The sequence below is a fragment of the Streptomyces sp. ITFR-16 genome (genome assembly GCF_031844705.1).
In the GTDB taxonomy this organism is placed as follows: Bacteria; Actinomycetota; Actinomycetes; order Streptomycetales; family Streptomycetaceae; genus Streptomyces.
In genome coordinates this window covers 1,062,284-1,079,436 of sequence record NZ_CP134609.1, presented here as the reverse complement: position 1 = coordinate 1,079,436, position 17,153 = coordinate 1,062,284, and the positions used below count along the sequence as shown (strand labels likewise).

The following is a 17,153-nucleotide window of genomic DNA, read 5'->3' as shown; positions in this document are numbered from 1 at the left end:
GAGCAGCCCGCCCCACGCGCCGGCCCGGTCAGCGGCGGGCATATTCGCGGAAGCCGCGCCCCGTCTTGCGGCCGAGGCAGCCCGCGGCCACCAGGTGCTCCAGGAGTGGCGCGGGCGCCAGGCCCGGATCGCGGAACTCGCCGTGCAGCACCTTCTCGATGGCGAGCGAGACATCGAGACCGACGACGTCCAGCAGCTCGAACGGACCCATCGGGTAGCCGCCGCCCAGCTTCATCGCGGCGTCGATGTCGTCGAGGGTCGCGTAGTGCTCCTCGACCATCTTGATCGCGTTGTTGAGGTACGGGAACAGCAGCGCGTTGACGATGAACCCGGCCCGGTCCCCGCAGTCCACCGGGTGCTTGCGCACCTTCGCACAGACCTCGCGGACCGTGGCGTGCACATCGTCGGCGGTGAGCACGGTACGCACGACCTCGACCAGCTTCATCGCCGGCGCCGGGTTGAAGAAGTGCATCCCGATGACGTCCTCGGGCCGCGCGGTGGCCCGGGCGACGGCCACGACCGGCAGTGAGGAGGTGGTGGTGGCGAGCACCGCGCCCGGCCGGCACACCTTGTCCAGCGTGGCGAACAGCTGCTGCTTGACCGCCAGGTCCTCGGCGACCGCCTCCACGGCGAGGTCCACCTCGGCGAACGCGTCCAGCGAACCGGCCGCGGTGATCCTGGCGAGGGTCTCGTCCCGTGCCTCCTCGGTCAGCCGGCCCTTGGTGACCGACCGGTCCAGGGACTTGGCGATCCGGCCCCTGGCGGTGTCCGCCTTCTCCTGGCTCCGCGCGGCCAGCACGACGTCGTACCCGGCCTTCGCGAAGACCTCGGCGATCCCCGAGGCCATGGTCCCGGAGCCGGCCACGCCCACCGAGCGCACGGTGCGCCCGGCCGGCTCCCCGACGCCCGGGGCGGGCGTCAGCGCGTCCGGCACCACGCTCTGGCTGCCCGGCTCCGCGTACGTGTAGAAGCCCCGGCCCGACTTGCGGCCGGTCAGCCCGGCGGCGCTGAGCTGGCCGAGGACGGGCGCCGGCGCGTGCAGCCGGTCGTGCGAGGCGGAGTACATCGCCTCCAGCACCGTCCGGGCCGTGTCGATGCCGATCAGGTCCAGCAGGGCCAGCGGCCCCATCGGCAGCCCGCAGCCCAGCTTCATGGCCGCGTCGATGTCCTCGCGGGAGGCGTAGTTCGCCTCGTACATCGCGGCGGCCTGGTTCAGATAGCCGAACAGCAGACCGTCGGCGACGAACCCCGGCCGGTCACCCACCGCGACCGGCTCCTTGCCCAGCTGCCGGGCGAGCGCCGTGACGGCCTCGACGGCCGGCGGCGCGGTCAGCACCGAGGAGACGACCTCGACCAGCTTCATCGCGGGCGCCGGGTTGAAGAAGTGCAGGCCGAGCACCCGCTCCGGGCGCTGCGACTCCGCCGCGAGCCGGGTCACCGACAGGGCGTTGGTGCCGGTCGCGAGGATCGTCGTGGGGGAGACGATGGCGTCGAGCTCCCGGAAGACCTGCTGCTTGATCTCGTACGTCTCCGGCACGACCTCGATGACCAGCTCCGCGTCGGCGGCGGCCTGGAGGTCGCAGAAGGTGCGGAACCGGGAGAGGACGTCGCGCCGCTCCTGCTCGGTGATCCGTCCGCGCTCCACGGCGCGGGCGGTGGAGGCCTCCAGGGACGCGACGGCCTGACGTGCGGCCGCCTCGCTGATGTCGATGCCGATGACCTCGCGGCCGGCCCGGGCCAGGACCTCGGCGATGCCGGTGCCCATCGTGCCGAGGCCGACGACGGCAATGGTGCTGAGCGGGGTGTCCATCACGGGACTCCAGGGATGAGTGACGACTGAGGGACGCACGGCGCGCGGCCGATGAGGGAGGGCCGGGGGCCCGACCGGCGCATGGCGTGCGGGAATTGCCTGTCGTGGTGCTCGGGCCCCGGGCGCTGAGCACGCGCCGGGACCGCGAAAGGGGCGACGGACTCTGTCCCGGAGTCACGTCTCGCAAAGCTGCCGAACCGACAAACACTCCGGGTGGCTGCGTCACCAGGCCACCGGAGCCGGCGGGGGAGTGTCCCGCTCACATGAGGTTAACCGGCGAGTAACGAGCGCGCCAGCCCTCGATTGTTGTGGCCCCCCTCACATTCCCCGTCTCCCTGTGTACGCTGCGTGCCCACCGATACGCTGAGCGTCATGGACGAGGAGTTCCGGTCGCTCGCGCACCGGCTGGCGGACGAGGCGGGGAAGTCGGCGGAGTACCGCAGACTGCTCGCCACCGAGGACGACGAGGAACTGGCCGGGGTGCTCGTCGAGCGCGAACGGCCGCTGTGGGCGCGCGAGATCGCGGCGTACCGGCTGGGCTGCGGCGGCGACCGCCGCGCCTTCGAGACCCTGGTGCTGCTGCTCAACCACCGCGACCCCGAGCGCTGTGTGAGCGCGGCCCACGCCCTGGCCCGCCTCGGCGACCCCCGCACCCCGCGCGCCGCCGCCGCGCTCGCCACCAACTCCCTGCGCACCGCCTACGCCCTGCACCCGGTCCTGCTCCTCACCGAGCTGAGGGCCCCCGAGTCCGTCCCGGCCCTGGTGAGCACCCTGCGCCGGCTGCTAGGCCCCGACGAGGTCCACTGGCGGGTGGCGCTGGCCTGTGTGGAGGGGCTGGGGCGGCTCGGTGACGTACAGGCCCGGCCGGTCCTGGAGGCGGCGCTGCCGCACCCGCGGCTCGGCAGCGCGGCGGAGCAGGCGCTCCGCCGGCTGCCGGCGGACTGACGGGGCGGCCGGTCAGCCCCGGAAGCCGATCATGCCGTGCAGGGCGGCGCCCCTGCCGTCCGCGTCCGGACGGACCGCCGGACGCGCCGACTTGGCGGCCGCCGGCTTCGGGTCCGGCGTCTTCGCGCAGACCGCGTCCACGTCGCCGCGCTTGGCGCGCGGCACCGTGCCCTTGGCCAGATAGTCCGCCAGATAGCGGTCCAGACAGGCGTTGCCGCTCAGCGTGACCCCGTGGTTCCCGCCGCCCTGCTCGACCACGAGGCTCGAACCGCGCAGCTTGCGGTGCAGTGTGACGCCGCCCTCGTACGGGGTGGCCGCGTCGTCCGTGGCCTGGAAGAGCAGCGCCGGCGGCAGGGCGTGGTTGGAGATCCGTACCGGATTCAGCGGCTCCACCGGCCAGTCGGCGCACGGGGCGTTGTACCAGGTGTTGCTCCACGCCATGAAGGGCGCCTTGGCGTGCACCCGCCATGTGTCGCTGCGCCAGACGTTCCAGTCGGCCGGCCACTCGGCGTCCCGGCACTGCACGGCCGTGTAGACCGAGTAGCCGTTGTCGCCCGCCGCGTCGACCGCGCCGAGCCGCTCGTACGCCTTGACGAGCGGCTTCTCGTCCTTGTCGTTCACATAGGAGGCGAACGCCTCGGCCAGCGCGGGCCAGTAGCCGTTGTAGTAGCCGCCCGGCAGATAGGTGTCCTCCAGCTCGCCGGCGCCGACCTTCCTGCCCGCCGGGTGCTTCTTCACCGCGGCCCGCATCCGGTACCAGGCCGCCTCGACCTTCGCCGGGTCACTGCCCAGCCCGTACGTGGCGTGGTACTTGGCCACCCAGGCGGCGAACGCCTTGTGGCGGGTGTCGAACGCGTAGTCCTGGCTGAGGTTGTCCTCGTACCAGACGCCGTCCGGGTCCACGTTCGAGTCGAGGACCAGCCGCCGCACCCGGTCCGGGAAGAGCTTGGCGTACACCGCGCCGAGGTAGGTGCCGTAGGAGTAGCCGAGGTAGTTGAGCTGCCGTGCGCCGGTCGCGCGCCGGATCACGTCGAGGTCCTTGGCCGCGCTGACCGTGTCCATGTACGGGAGCAGGGCCGGGTACTTCTTCCCGCAGGAGGCCGCGAAGTCGCGGGCCCGGTTGCGGTTGGCCTGCTCCTCCCGCAGCGAGCGCGGCACCGGGTCGGGCCGCACCGGATCGGAGTACTTCGGTACGCAGTCCAGCGCCGGCCGGCTCTTCCCGACGCCGCGCGGGTCGAAGCCGATCACGTCGTACTGGGCGGCGACCGCCTTCGGCAGCGACCCGGCGACGAAACCGGCCATCGAGAGCCCGCTGCCTCCGGGGCCGCCGGGGTTGACCAGCAGTGGCCCCTGGAAGGTCTTCGCGGTGTGCGGGACCCGCGTCAGGGCGAGGGTGACCTGCCGGCCCGACGGATCGTCGTGATCGAGCGGGGAGCGCACCGTCGCGCACTGGAGTGTCGGGGACGACTCCGTCCCGCAGCCGGTCCACTTGAGCGGCGCGGCGCGCGGCGCCCCGGTGTCCGCGGTCGCCGGGGCGGGCGCGGCGGTCACCAGACCGGCGACCGTCGCCCCGACGGCGAACAGCATTCCTGAACGATTCGTCATATGGCCTCCCGTGGTGGGGGAACACGGCTGCGCGTGAGGCAGCCCCCGCCGCATGCTCCCCGCATTCGGGGCCGGAAGGACCTGATCCGGTGAGAGATGACCCGTTTGCCCCTGCGGACACGCCCGGGGTCAGAGCAGCGTCAGCTGGGTGGGCTCCGGCCCGGCCGGCGGGGTTTCCGGCTCGGCGCGCGGGACCTTGCGGTGCGCTCCGGGCCGGGAGGGGCCGATGCCGTACTCGGCCGCCAGCTCGTGCACGTACCGGGTGATGCGGCGCTGGTACCAGGTGGGCGCGTAGGCGCCGTCCGCGTACAGCCGCTCGTACCGCCGCACCAGCTCCGGGTGGTGGTGGCCGAGCCACTCCATGAACCACTCCCGGGCTCCGGGGCGCAGATGCAGGACGAGCGGGGTCACCGAGGTCGCCCCGGCCGCCGCCACCGCGCGGACCGTCGCCCGCAGCTGCTCCGGCCGGTCGCCGAGGTAGGGGATGACGGGAGCCATCAGCACCCCGCAGCCGATGCCGTGCTCGCTCAGGGTGCGGACGACGTCGAGCCGGCGCTCGGGGGAGGGTGTGCCGGGCTCCACGGTCCGCCACAGCTCGGGGTCGACGAAGCCGACGGAGACCGAGACGCCGACCTCGGTGACCTCGGCGGCCTGCCGCAGCAGTTCCAGGTCGCGCAGGATCAGCGTGCCCTTCGTCAGGATGGAGAAGGGGTTGGCGTGGTCGCGCAGGGCCGTGAGGATGCCGGGCATCAGCCGGTAGCGGCCCTCCGCCCGCTGGTAGCAGTCGACGTTGGTGCCCATCGCGATGTGCGCGCCGTGCCAGCGCGGCGAGGCCAGCTCGCGGCGCACCAGCTCGGGGGCGTTGACCTTGACCACGATCTGCGAGTCGAAGCCGAGCCCGGTGTCGAGGTCGAGATAGCTGTGGGTCTTGCGGGCGAAGCAGTAGACGCAGGCATGGGTGCAGCCGCGGTACGGATTCACCGTCCATTCGAACGGCATCCGGGAGGCGCCGGGCACCCGGTTCACGATCGAGCGGGCCCGGATCTCGTGGAAGGTGATGCCCCGGAATTCCGGGGTGTCGAAGGTGCGGGTCGTCACCGCGTCCGCGGCGAAGAGCGCACCCGTACCGCTTCTGCTGTTGTTGGCGTTGTTTTCGGCCAGATTGTCCCAGCGCATGGACGCCTCCTCGGTAGCACTGCCCCGAGAATAGAACACTTGTTCCCTTGATCGTTTTCTCCCCTTCGTCCCGGAGCGGATTTTGAGCCCGGCTGCCGAGGTGGTTGGCTCAGCACACCCCGAACAACCGAGTGCTGGAGGAACAGCCATGGCGCAGGTCGAGGCCACCACAGAGCGGATCATCGCGGCGGACGCGGAAGCGGTGTTCGACGCGCTGGCCGACTACAAGGACGTCCGGGGCAAGGTGCTGCCCGGCCACTTCAGCGAGTACGAGGTACGTGAGGGCGGCGACGGCGAGGGCACCCTCGTCCACTGGAAGCTCCAGGCCACCAGCAAGCGGGTGCGCGACTGCCTGCTGGAGGTCAGCGAGCCCACGGACGGTCAGCTGGTCGAGAAGGACCGCAACTCCTCGATGGTCACGACCTGGACCGTCACCCCGGCCGGGGAGGGCAGGTCCAAGGCCGTCGTCTCCACCGTGTGGAACGGCGCGGGCGGCATCGGCGGCTTCTTCGAGAAGACCTTCGCACCCAAGGGCCTCGGGCGCATCTACGACGAGCTGCTGCAGAACCTCGCCGCCGAGGTGGAGAAGTAGTCTCCGCCGCCGTCGGCCGGCCTCACCGGTTCGGGTGGTTTTTCCGGCCGGTCGGTTGTGCGCCGTAGTGGCTCCCACCGGGGGATACGCCCCCTGAGTGCGCCGCCAGCGCCCCCCGTCGCGTTTGCCCAGCCTTGTCGCGCAATGCGAGAAATGGGCGGCGGCAGTGCGACGAGGGGAGCGGCACGTGGTGGGTGGCATCACTCTGGTGAAGGACGAGCCGGAGGGTACGGAGGGCGCCGCGACGGTGCTCGCGGCCGACCCGCCCCCGCCGCCTCCCGCCGAGACGTCACCGGCGGCCCCGGCCCCGGCCGGTGACGGGTCGACCGATCCACGCCGGATCCGGCTCGTCTTCGTCGGGCTGATGCTGACGCTCCTGCTCGCGGCGCTCGACCAGATGATCGTCGCCACCGCGCTCCCGAAGATCGTCGGTGAGCTGCACGGCCTGGAGAAGATGTCCTGGGCGGTCACCGCCTATCTGCTCGCCTCCACGATCGGACTGCCGCTCTACGGCAAGCTCGGCGACCTCTTCGGGCGCAAGGGCGTCTTCCAGTTCGCGATCGTCGTCTTCGTCGTCGGCTCCGCGCTGGCCGGCTGGTCGCGCACCATGGACGAACTGATCGCCTTCCGGGCCATCCAGGGCATCGGCGGCGGCGGCCTGATGATCGGCGTCCAGGCGATCATCGCGGACGTGGTGCCGCCCCGCGAGCGCGGCCGCTACATGGGGCTCATCGGCGCGGCCTTCGGACTCGCCTCCGTGGCGGGCCCGTTGCTCGGCGGCTTCTTCACCGACCACGCCTCGTGGCGCTGGTGCTTCTACATCAACGTGCCGTTCGGCCTGGTCACCCTCGCCGTCATCACCGTCGTGCTGAAGCTGCCCAAGCCCGCCGTCCGGCCCCGGCTCGACATCCTCGGTGCCGTACTGCTGGCCGCCGCCTCCACCTGTCTGGTGCTGCTGACCAGCTGGGGCGGCACGGAGTACGCCTGGGGCTCGCGCACCATCCTGGGACTGGCTGCCGGCGCTGCCGGAACGACTCTGCTGTTCCTCGCAGTCGAGCACCGCGCGCCCGAACCCATCATCCCGCTGCGGCTGTTCCGCGACTCGATCTTCAACGTCACCGCCCTGGTCGGTGCGGTCGTCGGCGTGGCCCTGTTCGGCGCCGCCAGCTATCTGCCGACCTTCCTGCAGATGGTCGACGGGGCCACCGCCACCGAGTCCGGGCTGCTGATGCTCCCGATGATGGGCGGCATCGTCGGCGCCTCCGTCGTCTCCGGCCAGCTGATCTCGCGCACCGGGCGCTACCGCGTCTACCCGATCGCCGGCAGCGCGATCTCGGCGGTGGGTATGTGGCTGCTGTCCCGGCTGGAGACCGACACCCCGCGCATCGAGTACAGCATCGCGCAGGCGGTCCTCGGCCTCGGAATCGGGCTGATCATGCCGGTGCTGGTCCTCGCCGTGCAGAATTCCGTGCGCCCGGCCGACCTCGGCACCGCCACCAGTGCCAACAACTACTTCCGGCAGATCGGCGGCAGCGTCGGCGCCGCGGTGTTCGGCACCCTCTTCGCCGGCCGGCTGGCCGATGCCCTCGCCGTGCGGCTGCCCTCCGGGGCCGGTCTGCCCGACCCCGAGTCGATCACCCCGCAACTGGTGCACTCCATGGCGCCCGCGCTGCGCGACGCCTACATCCAGGCGTACGCCGACGCGATGCCCCGCATCTTCCTCTACCTCGTGCCGGTCCTCGCGCTCGGCCTGTTCTTCGCCCTCTTCCTCAAGGAGAAACCGCTGGTGTCCCACCACAGCCCCGAAACCGCCGCCGAGCCCGCGTCGATCCCCTCCGCCCGCTCCGACTCCGCCGCCCCGTCCGCCGGATACGCCTCCGGGGTCCCGGTCAGCGGCAGCGTCCAGCACTCCGACGGCACGAAGGTCCCGCGCGCCGCTCTCACCCTCATCGACGTCCAGGGGCAGCAGGTCGGCCGGGGCGCCAGCGGGGAGGAGGGGCGCTACGCGCTCAGCGTGCCCGGCGCCGGCTCGTACGTCCTCATCGCCGCAGCCGGGGGCCACCAGCCGCAGGCCGTCAGCGTCACCGTGGGCGAACGGCCCGTGGAACTCGACGTGGTGCTCGGCGGCGCGGGCCGGCTCGCCGGCACCGTCGTGACGGCGGACGGCGTGCCCGTACGGGACGCGGCCGTCACCCTGACCGACGTACGGGGCGAGGTCGTCGCCTCCACCCGCAGCGGCCGCGAGGGCGGCTATGTGATCACGGAACTGGTCGCCGGCGAGTACACACTCGCCGCCTCCGCCCCCGCCTTCCGGCCCGCCGCGCTCCCGGTCAGCGTGCAGGCGGCCCGGGAGACCCGGCAGGACATCGAGCTGGCCGGCGGCGCGGTGCTGCGCGGCACCGTCCGGGCCAGTGGCGGTCGGCCCGTCGAGGACGCCCGGGTGACCCTGCTCGACGCGGCCGGAAACGTCGTCGACACGCTCACCACCGGACCCGACGGTGCCTTCCGCTTCGTCGACCTGTCCACGGGCGAGTACACCGTCATCGCCGCCGGATACCCGCCGGTGGCCACCGTCCTCCAGGTCGCCGGGGGCGGGCGCACCGAGCGCGACCTCCAGCTCGGCCACGAGGACTGAGCACCTGCGGTGAGGTGGTGCGCCGGTGAATGCGCCGGGCGCACCACTCCCGGGGGTGATTCCGCCGATGCCCGGCGGGAGCCGGACACGGAGCCGTACCGTGGGGTCACGCACCGCAGAACCTTGCGGTGAGGAGGGAGCCTTCCACCCATGGAGCTCGGTGTGCCGCCGCAGAGGACACCACAGCCGCCCGCCACCGCGGCGGGCCGTGTGCCGCTCGCCGTGGTCGTCGTCGACACGGACGGCCTCGTCTCGCACTGGTCGGCCGGCGCGAGAAGGATCTTCGGCGTCTCCCGCGAGGAAGCGGTCGGCCACCCCGCCGGTGAACTCCTGCCCGTCGCGGGCGCGTTACGGGAGAGCGGCGCCCCCTCCGGGGCGGCCGCAGCGGATGCGGAATCGGGCCCGAGCCTCGACAGCTCCCTCAGCGGGGCCGTGGCCTTCCAGACGGCGGGCCGCGCCCGGGTGGACGAGCCGGGGCGAGGGCGGATCGACGTCCTGTGGTGGGCCTACCCCCTCGTCGGCCCCGGCCGCGCGCGGCTGCTGGTCCTCGCCGCCGACGCCGGGCGGCTGCGGGACGGCGCGGCGGAGTCGGACCACGACGGTACGGCCGTCGCCCCCGGCTTCGCCCTTGACGCCGACTTCCCCGGTTACCGGGAGCTGTCCGGGCGGCTGCCCGAGATCCTTCCGAGCATGAGCGTCCACGAGGCCACCGAAATCGTCGCCCAGGTCCTCGAACTCGGCTATCCCGTCATCGAATTCAGCCACCTCGACCGGGTCCCCGTCACCCCCGACTGGGGCGTGCCGAAACACTCCGGTCCCCGGCCGTCACCGGACCCGCGCCGCCCCGCCGACCACTCACCCGCCCCGCGCGCCGCTCCCCGCCCCGAGCTGGACCTCGAATACGCGGCGGTCCGCGAACGGCTGGAGTTCCTCAACGAGGTCAGCGGCCGCATCGGCACCTCCCTCGACCTGGAACGCACCATCCGCGAGGTCACCAGCGCCGCCGTGCCGCGCTTCACCGACTTCGCGGGTACGCATCTGCGCGCCGCGGTCCTGGCCGGCGAGGGCTTCCCGGACGGACCGCCCGACGTCACCACGGTCTGGCACCGCGTCTGGGTCGAGCACAACGACGAGCCGGGCCGCTGGGACGACACCGTGCCCGTCGGCGAGTCCATCGCCTTTCCCGAGCACACCCCGTTCTTCCAGTGCATGGTCACCGGCGAACCGGTCGTCATCCCCCACGTCGGCGAGGAGTTGAGCAACCGGATCTCGGGCGCGTTCGAGAAGCGCGACCTGCGCCCCCTGATCACGCACCGCTCGCTGCTCATCGTGCCCCTGAAGGCCCGGGACGTGGTGCTCGGCTTCATGGTCCTGATGCGGCGTCCCGGCCGGGAGCCCTTCGACGCCATGGACCGCACCACCGGCGCCGAACTCGCGGCCCGTGCCGGGCTCGTCCTCGACAACGCCCGCATGTACACGTACCAGGAGAACGTGGCCGACACGCTCCAGGACAGCATGCTGCCCCAGGTCCAACCCCGCACGGCGGGCTGCGACGTCGCCACCCGCTATCTGCCCGGCACCCGGCTCGGGAGGATCGGCGGCGACTGGTTCGACTCGGTGAAGCTTCCCGGCTCGCGCACCGCGCTCGTCGTCGGCGACGTGATGGGACACGGGCTCAACTCGGCCGCGATGATGGGGCAGTTACGGACCGCCGTGCTGACCATGGCCACCATGGAGATGCCGCCGGCCCAACTGCTGCGCACCCTCGACGACCTCGCCCAGCGCCTCGGCGAGCAGTATCTCGCGACCTGTCTCTACGCGGTCTACGACCCGATCGCCTCCGAGCTCCGGATCGCCAACGCCGGACACATCCCACCTGTCCTGGTCCGTGCCGAGGACGGCCGCGCCGAACTGCTCGACCTGCCCACCGGCGCGCCGATCGGCGTCGGCGGGGTCGCCTTCGAGACCGCGACCGTGCGCGTGCGGCCCGGCGACCGCCTGGTGCTCTGCACCGACGGGCTCGTCGAGGTGCGCGGCCAGGACATCGGGGCCGGACTCGCCGCGCTCTGCGCCTCGGCCGCCCACCCCGCCGCCTCGATGGACGACGCCTGCGACACGATCATCCGCGCCCTCAACCCCAGCGGCGGCCGCAAGGACGACGTGGCCCTGCTGATGGCCCGGCTGAACGGGATCGGCGCGGACGACGTCGCCGAATGGCAGCTGGCCCTGGATCCGCGCGAGGTCTCCCGGGCCCGCCGGCTGGTGCGTGGCCGGCTGCTCGACTGGGAGCTGCCGGACGCCGTGGAGGCGGCCGAGCTGATGGTCAGCGAGCTCGTCACCAACGCCGTGCGGCACGGCCGCACCCATCACATCGGGCTCCGGCTGGTGCGCACCGACGCCCTGCTCTGCGAGGTCAGCGACGACGAGCCCGCCCCGGCCACCCTGCTGGGGGTCTCCGCCGACGACGAGGCGGGGCGCGGACTCGTGGTGGTGGACAGCCTCGCCCGGGAATGGGGCACGAGCAGCACGGCACGCGGCAAGACCGTCTGGTTCGAACTGGCGCCGTCGCGGGTCCCCCGCCCCCGGCCGCACCTCTGGTGAACGCCGCATCCCCGGACAGGAGAGTGCACATGGGTGTCTCGCAGCCCTACCGCGAGGCGTGGGAAGGGTACTGGTCGGCCACGTCGGACGCGCCGGGCGAGGCGATCTGGGACGCCGACCCCTCGCTGAGCGCCGTCCCGCACAGCGCGCTGCTGCTGCCGTACGCCGACACCTCGCTGCCCGTCGTCGACCTCGGTTGCGGCAACGGCACCCAGACCCGCTGGCTCGCCGGCCGGTTCGCCGGCGCGCTCGGCGTGGACCTCTCGCACGCCGCGATCGCCCACGCCCGGCGGGCGGACCCCGAGGGCGTCGCCGCCTACGAGCAGCTGGACCTGGCCGACGGGGACGCGGTGCGCGCCCTGGCCGGGCGGATCGGCGACACCAACGTCTACATGCGGGCGGTCATCCACCAGAGCGATCCCGAGGCCAGACCGGCGGTCGCCGCGGCCGTGGCGACCCTGCTGGGCACACGCGGCCGGGCCTTCGTCGCCGAGCTGACCCCCGCCTCCAAGGCCGTGCTCCAGCAGGCCGCACAGGGTCCGCAGGGGCCGCCGCCCAAGCTGCGCCGGGTCTTCGAACACGGGCTGAAACCGGCGGGCGCCACCGACGAGGAGGTGCCGGAGGTGCTGCGGGCGGCCGGCCTCGCCACCCTGGACAGCGGCGACACGGTCCTGCCGCAGACCGAGCGGCTGCCCGACGGGACCCGGATCGACCTGCCGGCGCGCTGGTTCGTGCTGGCCCCGGGCTGAGCCCTCCTCCTACCGGCCCCCGGCCGGTGCTCAGGGCCCGGTCCCGCCCCGCACCAGCGCCATGAGCGCCCGCGCCCCCGGGCTCATGCCCCGCGCCTCGGGCAGCACCACGACGCTCTCGTAGTACGCCTGCTCGGCGCCGTCCAGCCGCACCGCAACCAGGCCCCGGGCCTCCGGCTTGCGGGAGAAGTGGTGCGGCACGACGGCGACGCCGAGCCCTTCGTGCACCAGCTCCAGGAGGCTGTGCACGTCGTTGACCTCCAGGGCCACCGTGCGGCGCACGCCGGCCGCCCGGAACGCCGCGTCGGCCGCGCGGCGCGGCCCGAAGTCCGGATGGAAGTCGATGAACGGCTGGCCGGCCAGCTCCTGCCACCCGGCCCCGTCCGCCGCCGCCAGGCGGTGCCCGGGGGCGCACAGCAGGACCATGGGCTCCCTCGCCAGCGGGATCAGCTCGCCGCGCCAGTCCACCGGGCTGACCGTGGCGGCGAAGGCGATGTCGAGCCGCCCGCCCGCCACCCCGTCCACCAGATCGGTCGTGCCCTCCTGGCGGAGCCGGATCTCCATGTGCGGATGCTCGCGGTGGAAGGCGGCGAGCAGCCGGGGCAGGCTCACCCCGGCCACGCACTGCTCCACGCCCACCGACAGGGTGCCGCGCAGCAGCCCCCGTACCGCGTCGACGGCGTCCTTCGCGGCCCGTGCGCCCGCCAGCGTGCGCTCGGCCTCCACCAGCAGGGCGCGCCCAGCCTCGGTCAGCCGCACGCTGCGCGTGGTCCGGCTGAACAGGGGCGTGCGCAGCTCCTGCTCCAGTGCCCGCACGGAGGCGGAGAGGCCGGACTGCGACACGGCGAGACGCTCGGCGGCCCGGGTGAAATGCTGCTCCTCGGCGACGGCGACGAAATGTTCCAGCTGGCGCAACTCCATGATTGAGCAATATAGGTCCTGAATCCAAGCGGAATCTCCTGTTGGACTGCTGGATCGTTCTGCGCGAGCCTGGACCCCGCACGGCGTACCCCGTCGTGAACCCGCACGATCTCTCCCGTGGAGTCCCGCATGTACATCCCGTCCGCCGACCGCTACCAGGACATGCCCTACCGGCGCACCGGGCGCAGCGGCCTGAAGCTGCCGGCCCTCTCGCTCGGCCTGTGGCACAACTTCGGCGGCGACCGGACCCCCCAGGCGCAGGGAGAGATCCTGCGCCGGGCGTTCGACCTCGGCATCACCCACTTCGACCTGGCGAACAACTACGGCCCGCCGCCCGGCTCCGCCGAGAGTGCGATGGGCCGTGCCCTGGCGGGCGACTTCGCCCGGCACCGCGACGAGATCATCGTCTCCACCAAGGCCGGCTATCTGATGTGGGACGGCCCGTACGGGGAGTGGGGCTCGCGCAAGAACCTGCTGTCCTCGCTGGACCGGAGCCTCACCCGGCTGGGCCTGGACTACGTCGACATCTTCTACTCCCACCGGCCCGACCCCGAGACCCCGCTCGAGGAGACGATGGGCGCCCTGGACTCGGCCGTGCGGCAGGGCAAGGCGCTCTACGTGGGCATCTCCAACTACTCCGCCGAGCAGACCCGGGAGGCCGCCCGCATCCTGAAGGACCTCGGCACCCCGCTGCGCATCCACCAGCCGCGCTACTCGATGCTCGACCGCTGGGTCGAGGACGGGCTGCTCACCGCCCTCGACGAGCTGGGCGTCGGCTCCATCGCCTACTCGCCGCTGGAGCAGGGCATCCTCTCCGACCGCTATCTGCGCGGCATCCCGGAGGGTTCGCGGGCCGCCGGCTCCAGCCCCTTCCTGTCGGCCGACGCGGTCACCCCCGAGCTGGTCTCCCGTCTCCGCGAGCTGGACCAACTGGCCTCCGAGCGCGGCCAGTCGCTGGCCCAGATGGCGCTGGCCTGGGTGCTGCGCGGCGGCCGGGTCACCTCCGCCGTGGTCGGCGCGAGCAGCGTCGCCCAGCTGGAGAACAGCGTGGAGGCGGTCCGCAACCTCGAATTCGGCGACAAGGAACTCGCCAGGATCGAGAAGCTGCTGAAGGGCGCGAAGCGCCGCTGAGGCACACGACGAGGCCGGCACCCCTGGGCGGGGTGCCGGCCTCGCGCGCGTACGACAGGCGCCGCCTCAGACGCCGTCACCGCGCAGCAGCAGGTCCAGCAGTCCGGGGAAGCGGGCCTCGAACTCCTCGCGGCGCAGCCGGTTGAACCGCTTCGGGCTGTGTCGTGCTGTTCGACCAGCTCGCGGACGGGGCGGTCTGCCATGCGTACGGTCGAATTCAAGGAGTACGGCGGGCCCGAGCCCGGCCCCGGACAGGTCACCGTCGACGCGGCCTACGCGGGCGTCACCTTCGCCGACGTCAGGGCCCGGTCCGAGGGATACCGGGTGCCCCGGCTGCCATTCGTGCCCGGCCCGGAGGCCGGGCCGCATCAGGGCCGTCGGTGACGGCGTCCGGGGCCTGCGTCCCGGGCAGGAGGTCGCGGCCTCCCTCGACAGCGGCGGGTACGCGGAGGTGGTGACGGCACCCGCCGCCACGGTCTTCCCGCTCCCGGACGGCGCGAACTCGACGGCGTTGCCGCGATGCTGACGCAGGACGGGTCGCCGCTCACCGCCTCGCTCTACCGCGATGTCGTCCAGGGCGCCACCACGGAGGCCGAACACGTCTTCGGCGACCTGGTGGACCGCGCCCGCTCGCACGGTGTCCGTACCCCGCTGCTGGACCTGGTCACCCTCCATCTGCGGGTGCACGAACACCGCGCCGCGCCGCGCTGAGCGGGCCGGTCCCGGGCCTGCCCGCCGGGACCTCCAGAGGAATGGACCTCTGGAGGTCCCGGCAGCCCTGGCCTGCGGGTTCTGCGACGCGTACCGTGTGGCCGCATGAAGATCCTCGTCAGCGCCGACATGGAAGGCGCCACCGGCGTGACCTGGCCGGCGGACGTGCTGCCCGGCACCCCGCAGTGGGAGCGGTGCCGCTCCCTGTTCACCTCCGACGTCAACGCCGCCGCCCTCGGCTTCTACGACGGGGGCGCGGACGAGGTGCTCATCAATGAGGCCCACTGGAGCATGCGCAACCTGCTGCTGGAGCGGCTGGACGAGCGCATCCAGATGCTCACCGGCCGGCACAAGTCGCTCAGCATGGTCGAGGGCATCCAGCACGGGGACGTCGACGCCGTCGCCTTCGTCGGCTACCACACGGGTGCCGGTACGGAGGGCGTCCTCGCCCACACCTATTTGGCCAACTCCATCACCGGGGTCTGGCTGAACGGGGTCCGGGCCAGCGAGGGGCTGCTCAACGCCCGGGTGGCCGCCGAGTACGGCGTACCCGTCGTGCTCGTCACCGGGGACGACCTGACCTGTGTGGACGCCCAGGGGTACGCCCCCGAGGCCCGCAAGGTCGCCGTCAAGGACTATGTGTCGCGCTACGCGGCGGTCTGCCGCACCCCCGCCCGTACCGCCGCCGACATCCGTGCGGCCGCCAAGGAGGCGGTCGCGCTGGCCGGCCGGTACACCCCGGCCGACGCCGGCCCGTTCACCGTTGAGCTGGAGTTCGACGCCGAACACCTGGCCGCCGCGGCCACCGTCGTCCCCGGTGTGGCACCCTCCGGCGAGAGGCGTGTCGCCTACACCAGCGCGACGATGTACGAAGGAATCCGCACGTTCAAGGCGGTGACGACGATCGTGTCGTCGGCCGTGGAGGAGCAGTATGGCTGAGGCGAGCACCCCCCAGGACGGCGTCGACGCCCTCGCGCTCGACGAATCGGTGACGTTCACCTCGGAACTGATCCGCATCGACACCACCAACCGGGGCGGCGGCGACTGCCGCGAACGCCCCGCCGCCGAGTACGTCGCCGAGCGGCTGGCCGCCACCGGACTCGAACCGGTGATGCTGGAACGCACCCCCGGCCGCACCAACGTGGTCGCCAGGATCGCCGGCACCGACCCGTCCGCCGACGCGCTGCTGGTCCACGGCCATCTGGACGTGGTGCCCGCCGAGGCCGGTGACTGGAGTGTGCACCCCTTCTCCGGCGAGGTCCGCGACGGCGTCGTCTGGGGCCGCGGCGCCATCGACATGAAGAACATGGACGCGATGGTGCTGGCCGTCGTCCGGTTCTGGGCCAGGGCCGGCATCCGCCCCCGCCGCGACATCGTGATCGCCTACACCGCCGACGAGGAGGCCAGCGCCGACGACGGCTCCGGCTTCCTCGCCGACCGGCACGCCGCCCTGTTCGAGGGGTGTACGGAGGGCATCAGCGAGTCCGGGGCCTTCACCTTCCACGCCGGCCCGAACATGCCGCTCTACCCCATCGCGGCGGGCGAGCGCGGCACCGGATGGCTCAAGCTCACCGCCCACGGCAAGGCGGGCCACGGCTCCAAGGTCAACCACGCCAACGCGGTCAGCGCGCTCGCCGCCGCAGTCGCCCGGATCGGCGACCACGAATGGCCGGTCCGCCTCACCCCCACCGTCCGCGCCGCCCTCACCGAGATCGCCGCGCTGCACGGCATCCACCCCGACCTCGACGCCCCCGGCTTCGACGTGGACGAACTCCTCGGCAAGATCGGGCCCGCCGCCGACCTCGTCGCCCCGACCGTCCGCAACAGCACCAACCCGACGATGCTGGACGCCGGTTACAAGGTCAACGTGATCCCGGGCCACGCCACCGCGTACATCGACGGCCGGATGGTGCCGGGCGGCGAGGACGAGTTCCACACCACCCTGGACCGGCTCACCGGCCCCTCGGTCGACTGGGAGTTCCACCACCGCGAGGTCCCCCTCCAGGCCCCCGTCGACTCACCCACGTACGGCAAACTCCGCGCCGCCGTCGAGCGGTTCGACCCCGACGGGCATGTCGTGCCGTACAGCATGTCCGGCGGCACCGACGCCAAGCAGTTCTCCCGGCTCGGCATCACCGGCTACGGCTTCTCGCCGCTGAAGCTGCCCGTCGGCTTCGACTACCAGGCGCTCTTCCACGGTGTGGACGAGCGGGTCCCCGTGGACGCGCTGCACTTCGGCGTCCGGGTCCTGGACCACTATCTGCGCACCGCCTGAAC

At 72.7% G+C, this 17,153-nt stretch carries 13 protein-coding genes and 2 pseudogenes; 10 read left to right on the top strand and 5 right to left on the bottom strand.

Features of this window, described 5'->3' with window-relative positions; all coding sequences use genetic code 11:
• Positions 1–28: 28 nt before the first annotated feature.
• Entirely contained in the window at positions 29–1,810 is a 1,782-nt protein-coding gene (locus RLT58_RS04935; protein WP_311309154.1) for a 3-hydroxyacyl-CoA dehydrogenase family protein, read from the bottom strand.
• A 372-nt stretch (positions 1,811–2,182) separates the two neighbouring features.
• Here RLT58_RS04935 and RLT58_RS04930 point away from each other — a divergent pair, with 372 nt between their 5' ends.
• Positions 2,183–2,755 carry an adenylosuccinate lyase gene (locus RLT58_RS04930; RefSeq protein ID WP_311309153.1) on the top strand — a complete coding sequence of 191 codons (573 nt, stop codon included), beginning with the start codon at positions 2,183–2,185 and terminating at the stop codon, positions 2,753–2,755.
• A 12-nt stretch (positions 2,756–2,767) separates the two neighbouring features.
• Here RLT58_RS04930 and RLT58_RS04925 read toward each other — a convergent pair whose 3' ends face one another.
• Positions 2,768–4,360 carry an alpha/beta hydrolase gene (locus tag RLT58_RS04925; protein WP_311309152.1) on the bottom strand — a complete coding sequence of 531 codons (1,593 nt, stop codon included), beginning with the start codon at positions 4,358–4,360 and terminating at the stop codon, positions 2,768–2,770.
• 129 nt (positions 4,361–4,489) lie between these two features.
• Positions 4,490–5,536, bottom strand: coding sequence for an Rv2578c family radical SAM protein (locus tag RLT58_RS04920; protein WP_311309151.1), 1,047 nt, complete (start codon positions 5,534–5,536; stop codon positions 4,490–4,492).
• 148 nt (positions 5,537–5,684) lie between these two features.
• Between RLT58_RS04920 and RLT58_RS04915 the strand changes: the two genes are divergently transcribed.
• The 4 genes from RLT58_RS04915 (at position 5,685) to RLT58_RS04900 (ending at position 12,113) form a co-directional block, all read left to right on the top strand.
• Positions 5,685–6,128 (top strand): SRPBCC family protein, encoded by a 444-nt coding sequence (locus RLT58_RS04915; protein WP_311309150.1) that lies wholly within the window; start codon positions 5,685–5,687, stop codon positions 6,126–6,128.
• Positions 6,129–6,315: 187 nt separating this feature from the next.
• Positions 6,316–8,763, top strand: coding sequence for an MFS transporter (locus RLT58_RS04910; protein WP_311309149.1), 2,448 nt, complete (start codon positions 6,316–6,318; stop codon positions 8,761–8,763).
• 150 nt (positions 8,764–8,913) lie between these two features.
• Positions 8,914–11,364, top strand: a complete 2,451-nt coding sequence (locus RLT58_RS04905; RefSeq protein WP_311309148.1) for an ATP-binding SpoIIE family protein phosphatase — start codon at positions 8,914–8,916, stop codon at positions 11,362–11,364.
• A gap of 29 nt (positions 11,365–11,393) precedes the next feature.
• Positions 11,394–12,113: a methyltransferase domain-containing protein gene (locus RLT58_RS04900; protein ID WP_311309147.1), complete on the top strand. Its 720-nt coding sequence runs from the start codon at positions 11,394–11,396 to the stop codon at positions 12,111–12,113.
• A gap of 30 nt (positions 12,114–12,143) precedes the next feature.
• On the opposite strand, the gene RLT58_RS04895 is transcribed toward RLT58_RS04900, so the two are convergent.
• A complete protein-coding gene (locus RLT58_RS04895) occupies positions 12,144–13,034 on the bottom strand; it encodes a LysR family transcriptional regulator (RefSeq protein WP_311309146.1) in 891 nt (296 codons plus the stop codon).
• Between the two features lie 129 nt (positions 13,035–13,163).
• On the opposite strand from RLT58_RS04895, the gene RLT58_RS04890 reads away from it, so the two are divergent.
• Positions 13,164–14,165 carry an aldo/keto reductase gene (locus RLT58_RS04890; protein WP_311314417.1) on the top strand — a complete coding sequence of 334 codons (1,002 nt, stop codon included), beginning with the start codon at positions 13,164–13,166 and terminating at the stop codon, positions 14,163–14,165.
• A gap of 66 nt (positions 14,166–14,231) precedes the next feature.
• On the opposite strand, the pseudogene RLT58_RS04885 reads toward RLT58_RS04890, so the two are convergent.
• A pseudogene (locus tag RLT58_RS04885) lies at positions 14,232–14,344 on the bottom strand (transcriptional regulator); the annotation flags it as partial.
• 22 nt (positions 14,345–14,366) lie between these two features.
• Here RLT58_RS04885 and RLT58_RS04880 point away from each other — a divergent pair.
• The 4 genes and pseudogenes from RLT58_RS04880 to RLT58_RS04865 all read left to right on the top strand — a co-directional run.
• Positions 14,367–14,661 (top strand): annotated as a pseudogene (locus RLT58_RS04880) (alcohol dehydrogenase catalytic domain-containing protein); the annotation flags it as partial.
• A gap of 23 nt (positions 14,662–14,684) precedes the next feature.
• On the top strand, positions 14,685–14,876 hold the full coding sequence (locus RLT58_RS04875) for a ketopantoate reductase C-terminal domain-containing protein (protein WP_311309145.1): 192 nt from the start codon (positions 14,685–14,687) through the stop codon (positions 14,874–14,876).
• 105 nt (positions 14,877–14,981) lie between these two features.
• Entirely contained in the window at positions 14,982–15,815 is an 834-nt protein-coding gene (locus RLT58_RS04870) for a M55 family metallopeptidase (protein WP_311309144.1), read from the top strand.
• Complete coding sequence (locus tag RLT58_RS04865; RefSeq protein WP_311309143.1) at positions 15,808–17,151, top strand: M20/M25/M40 family metallo-hydrolase; 1,344 nt, start codon at positions 15,808–15,810, stop codon at positions 17,149–17,151. Before RLT58_RS04870 ends, RLT58_RS04865 begins: the two co-directional genes overlap by 8 nt.
• Positions 17,152–17,153 lie beyond the last annotated feature (2 nt).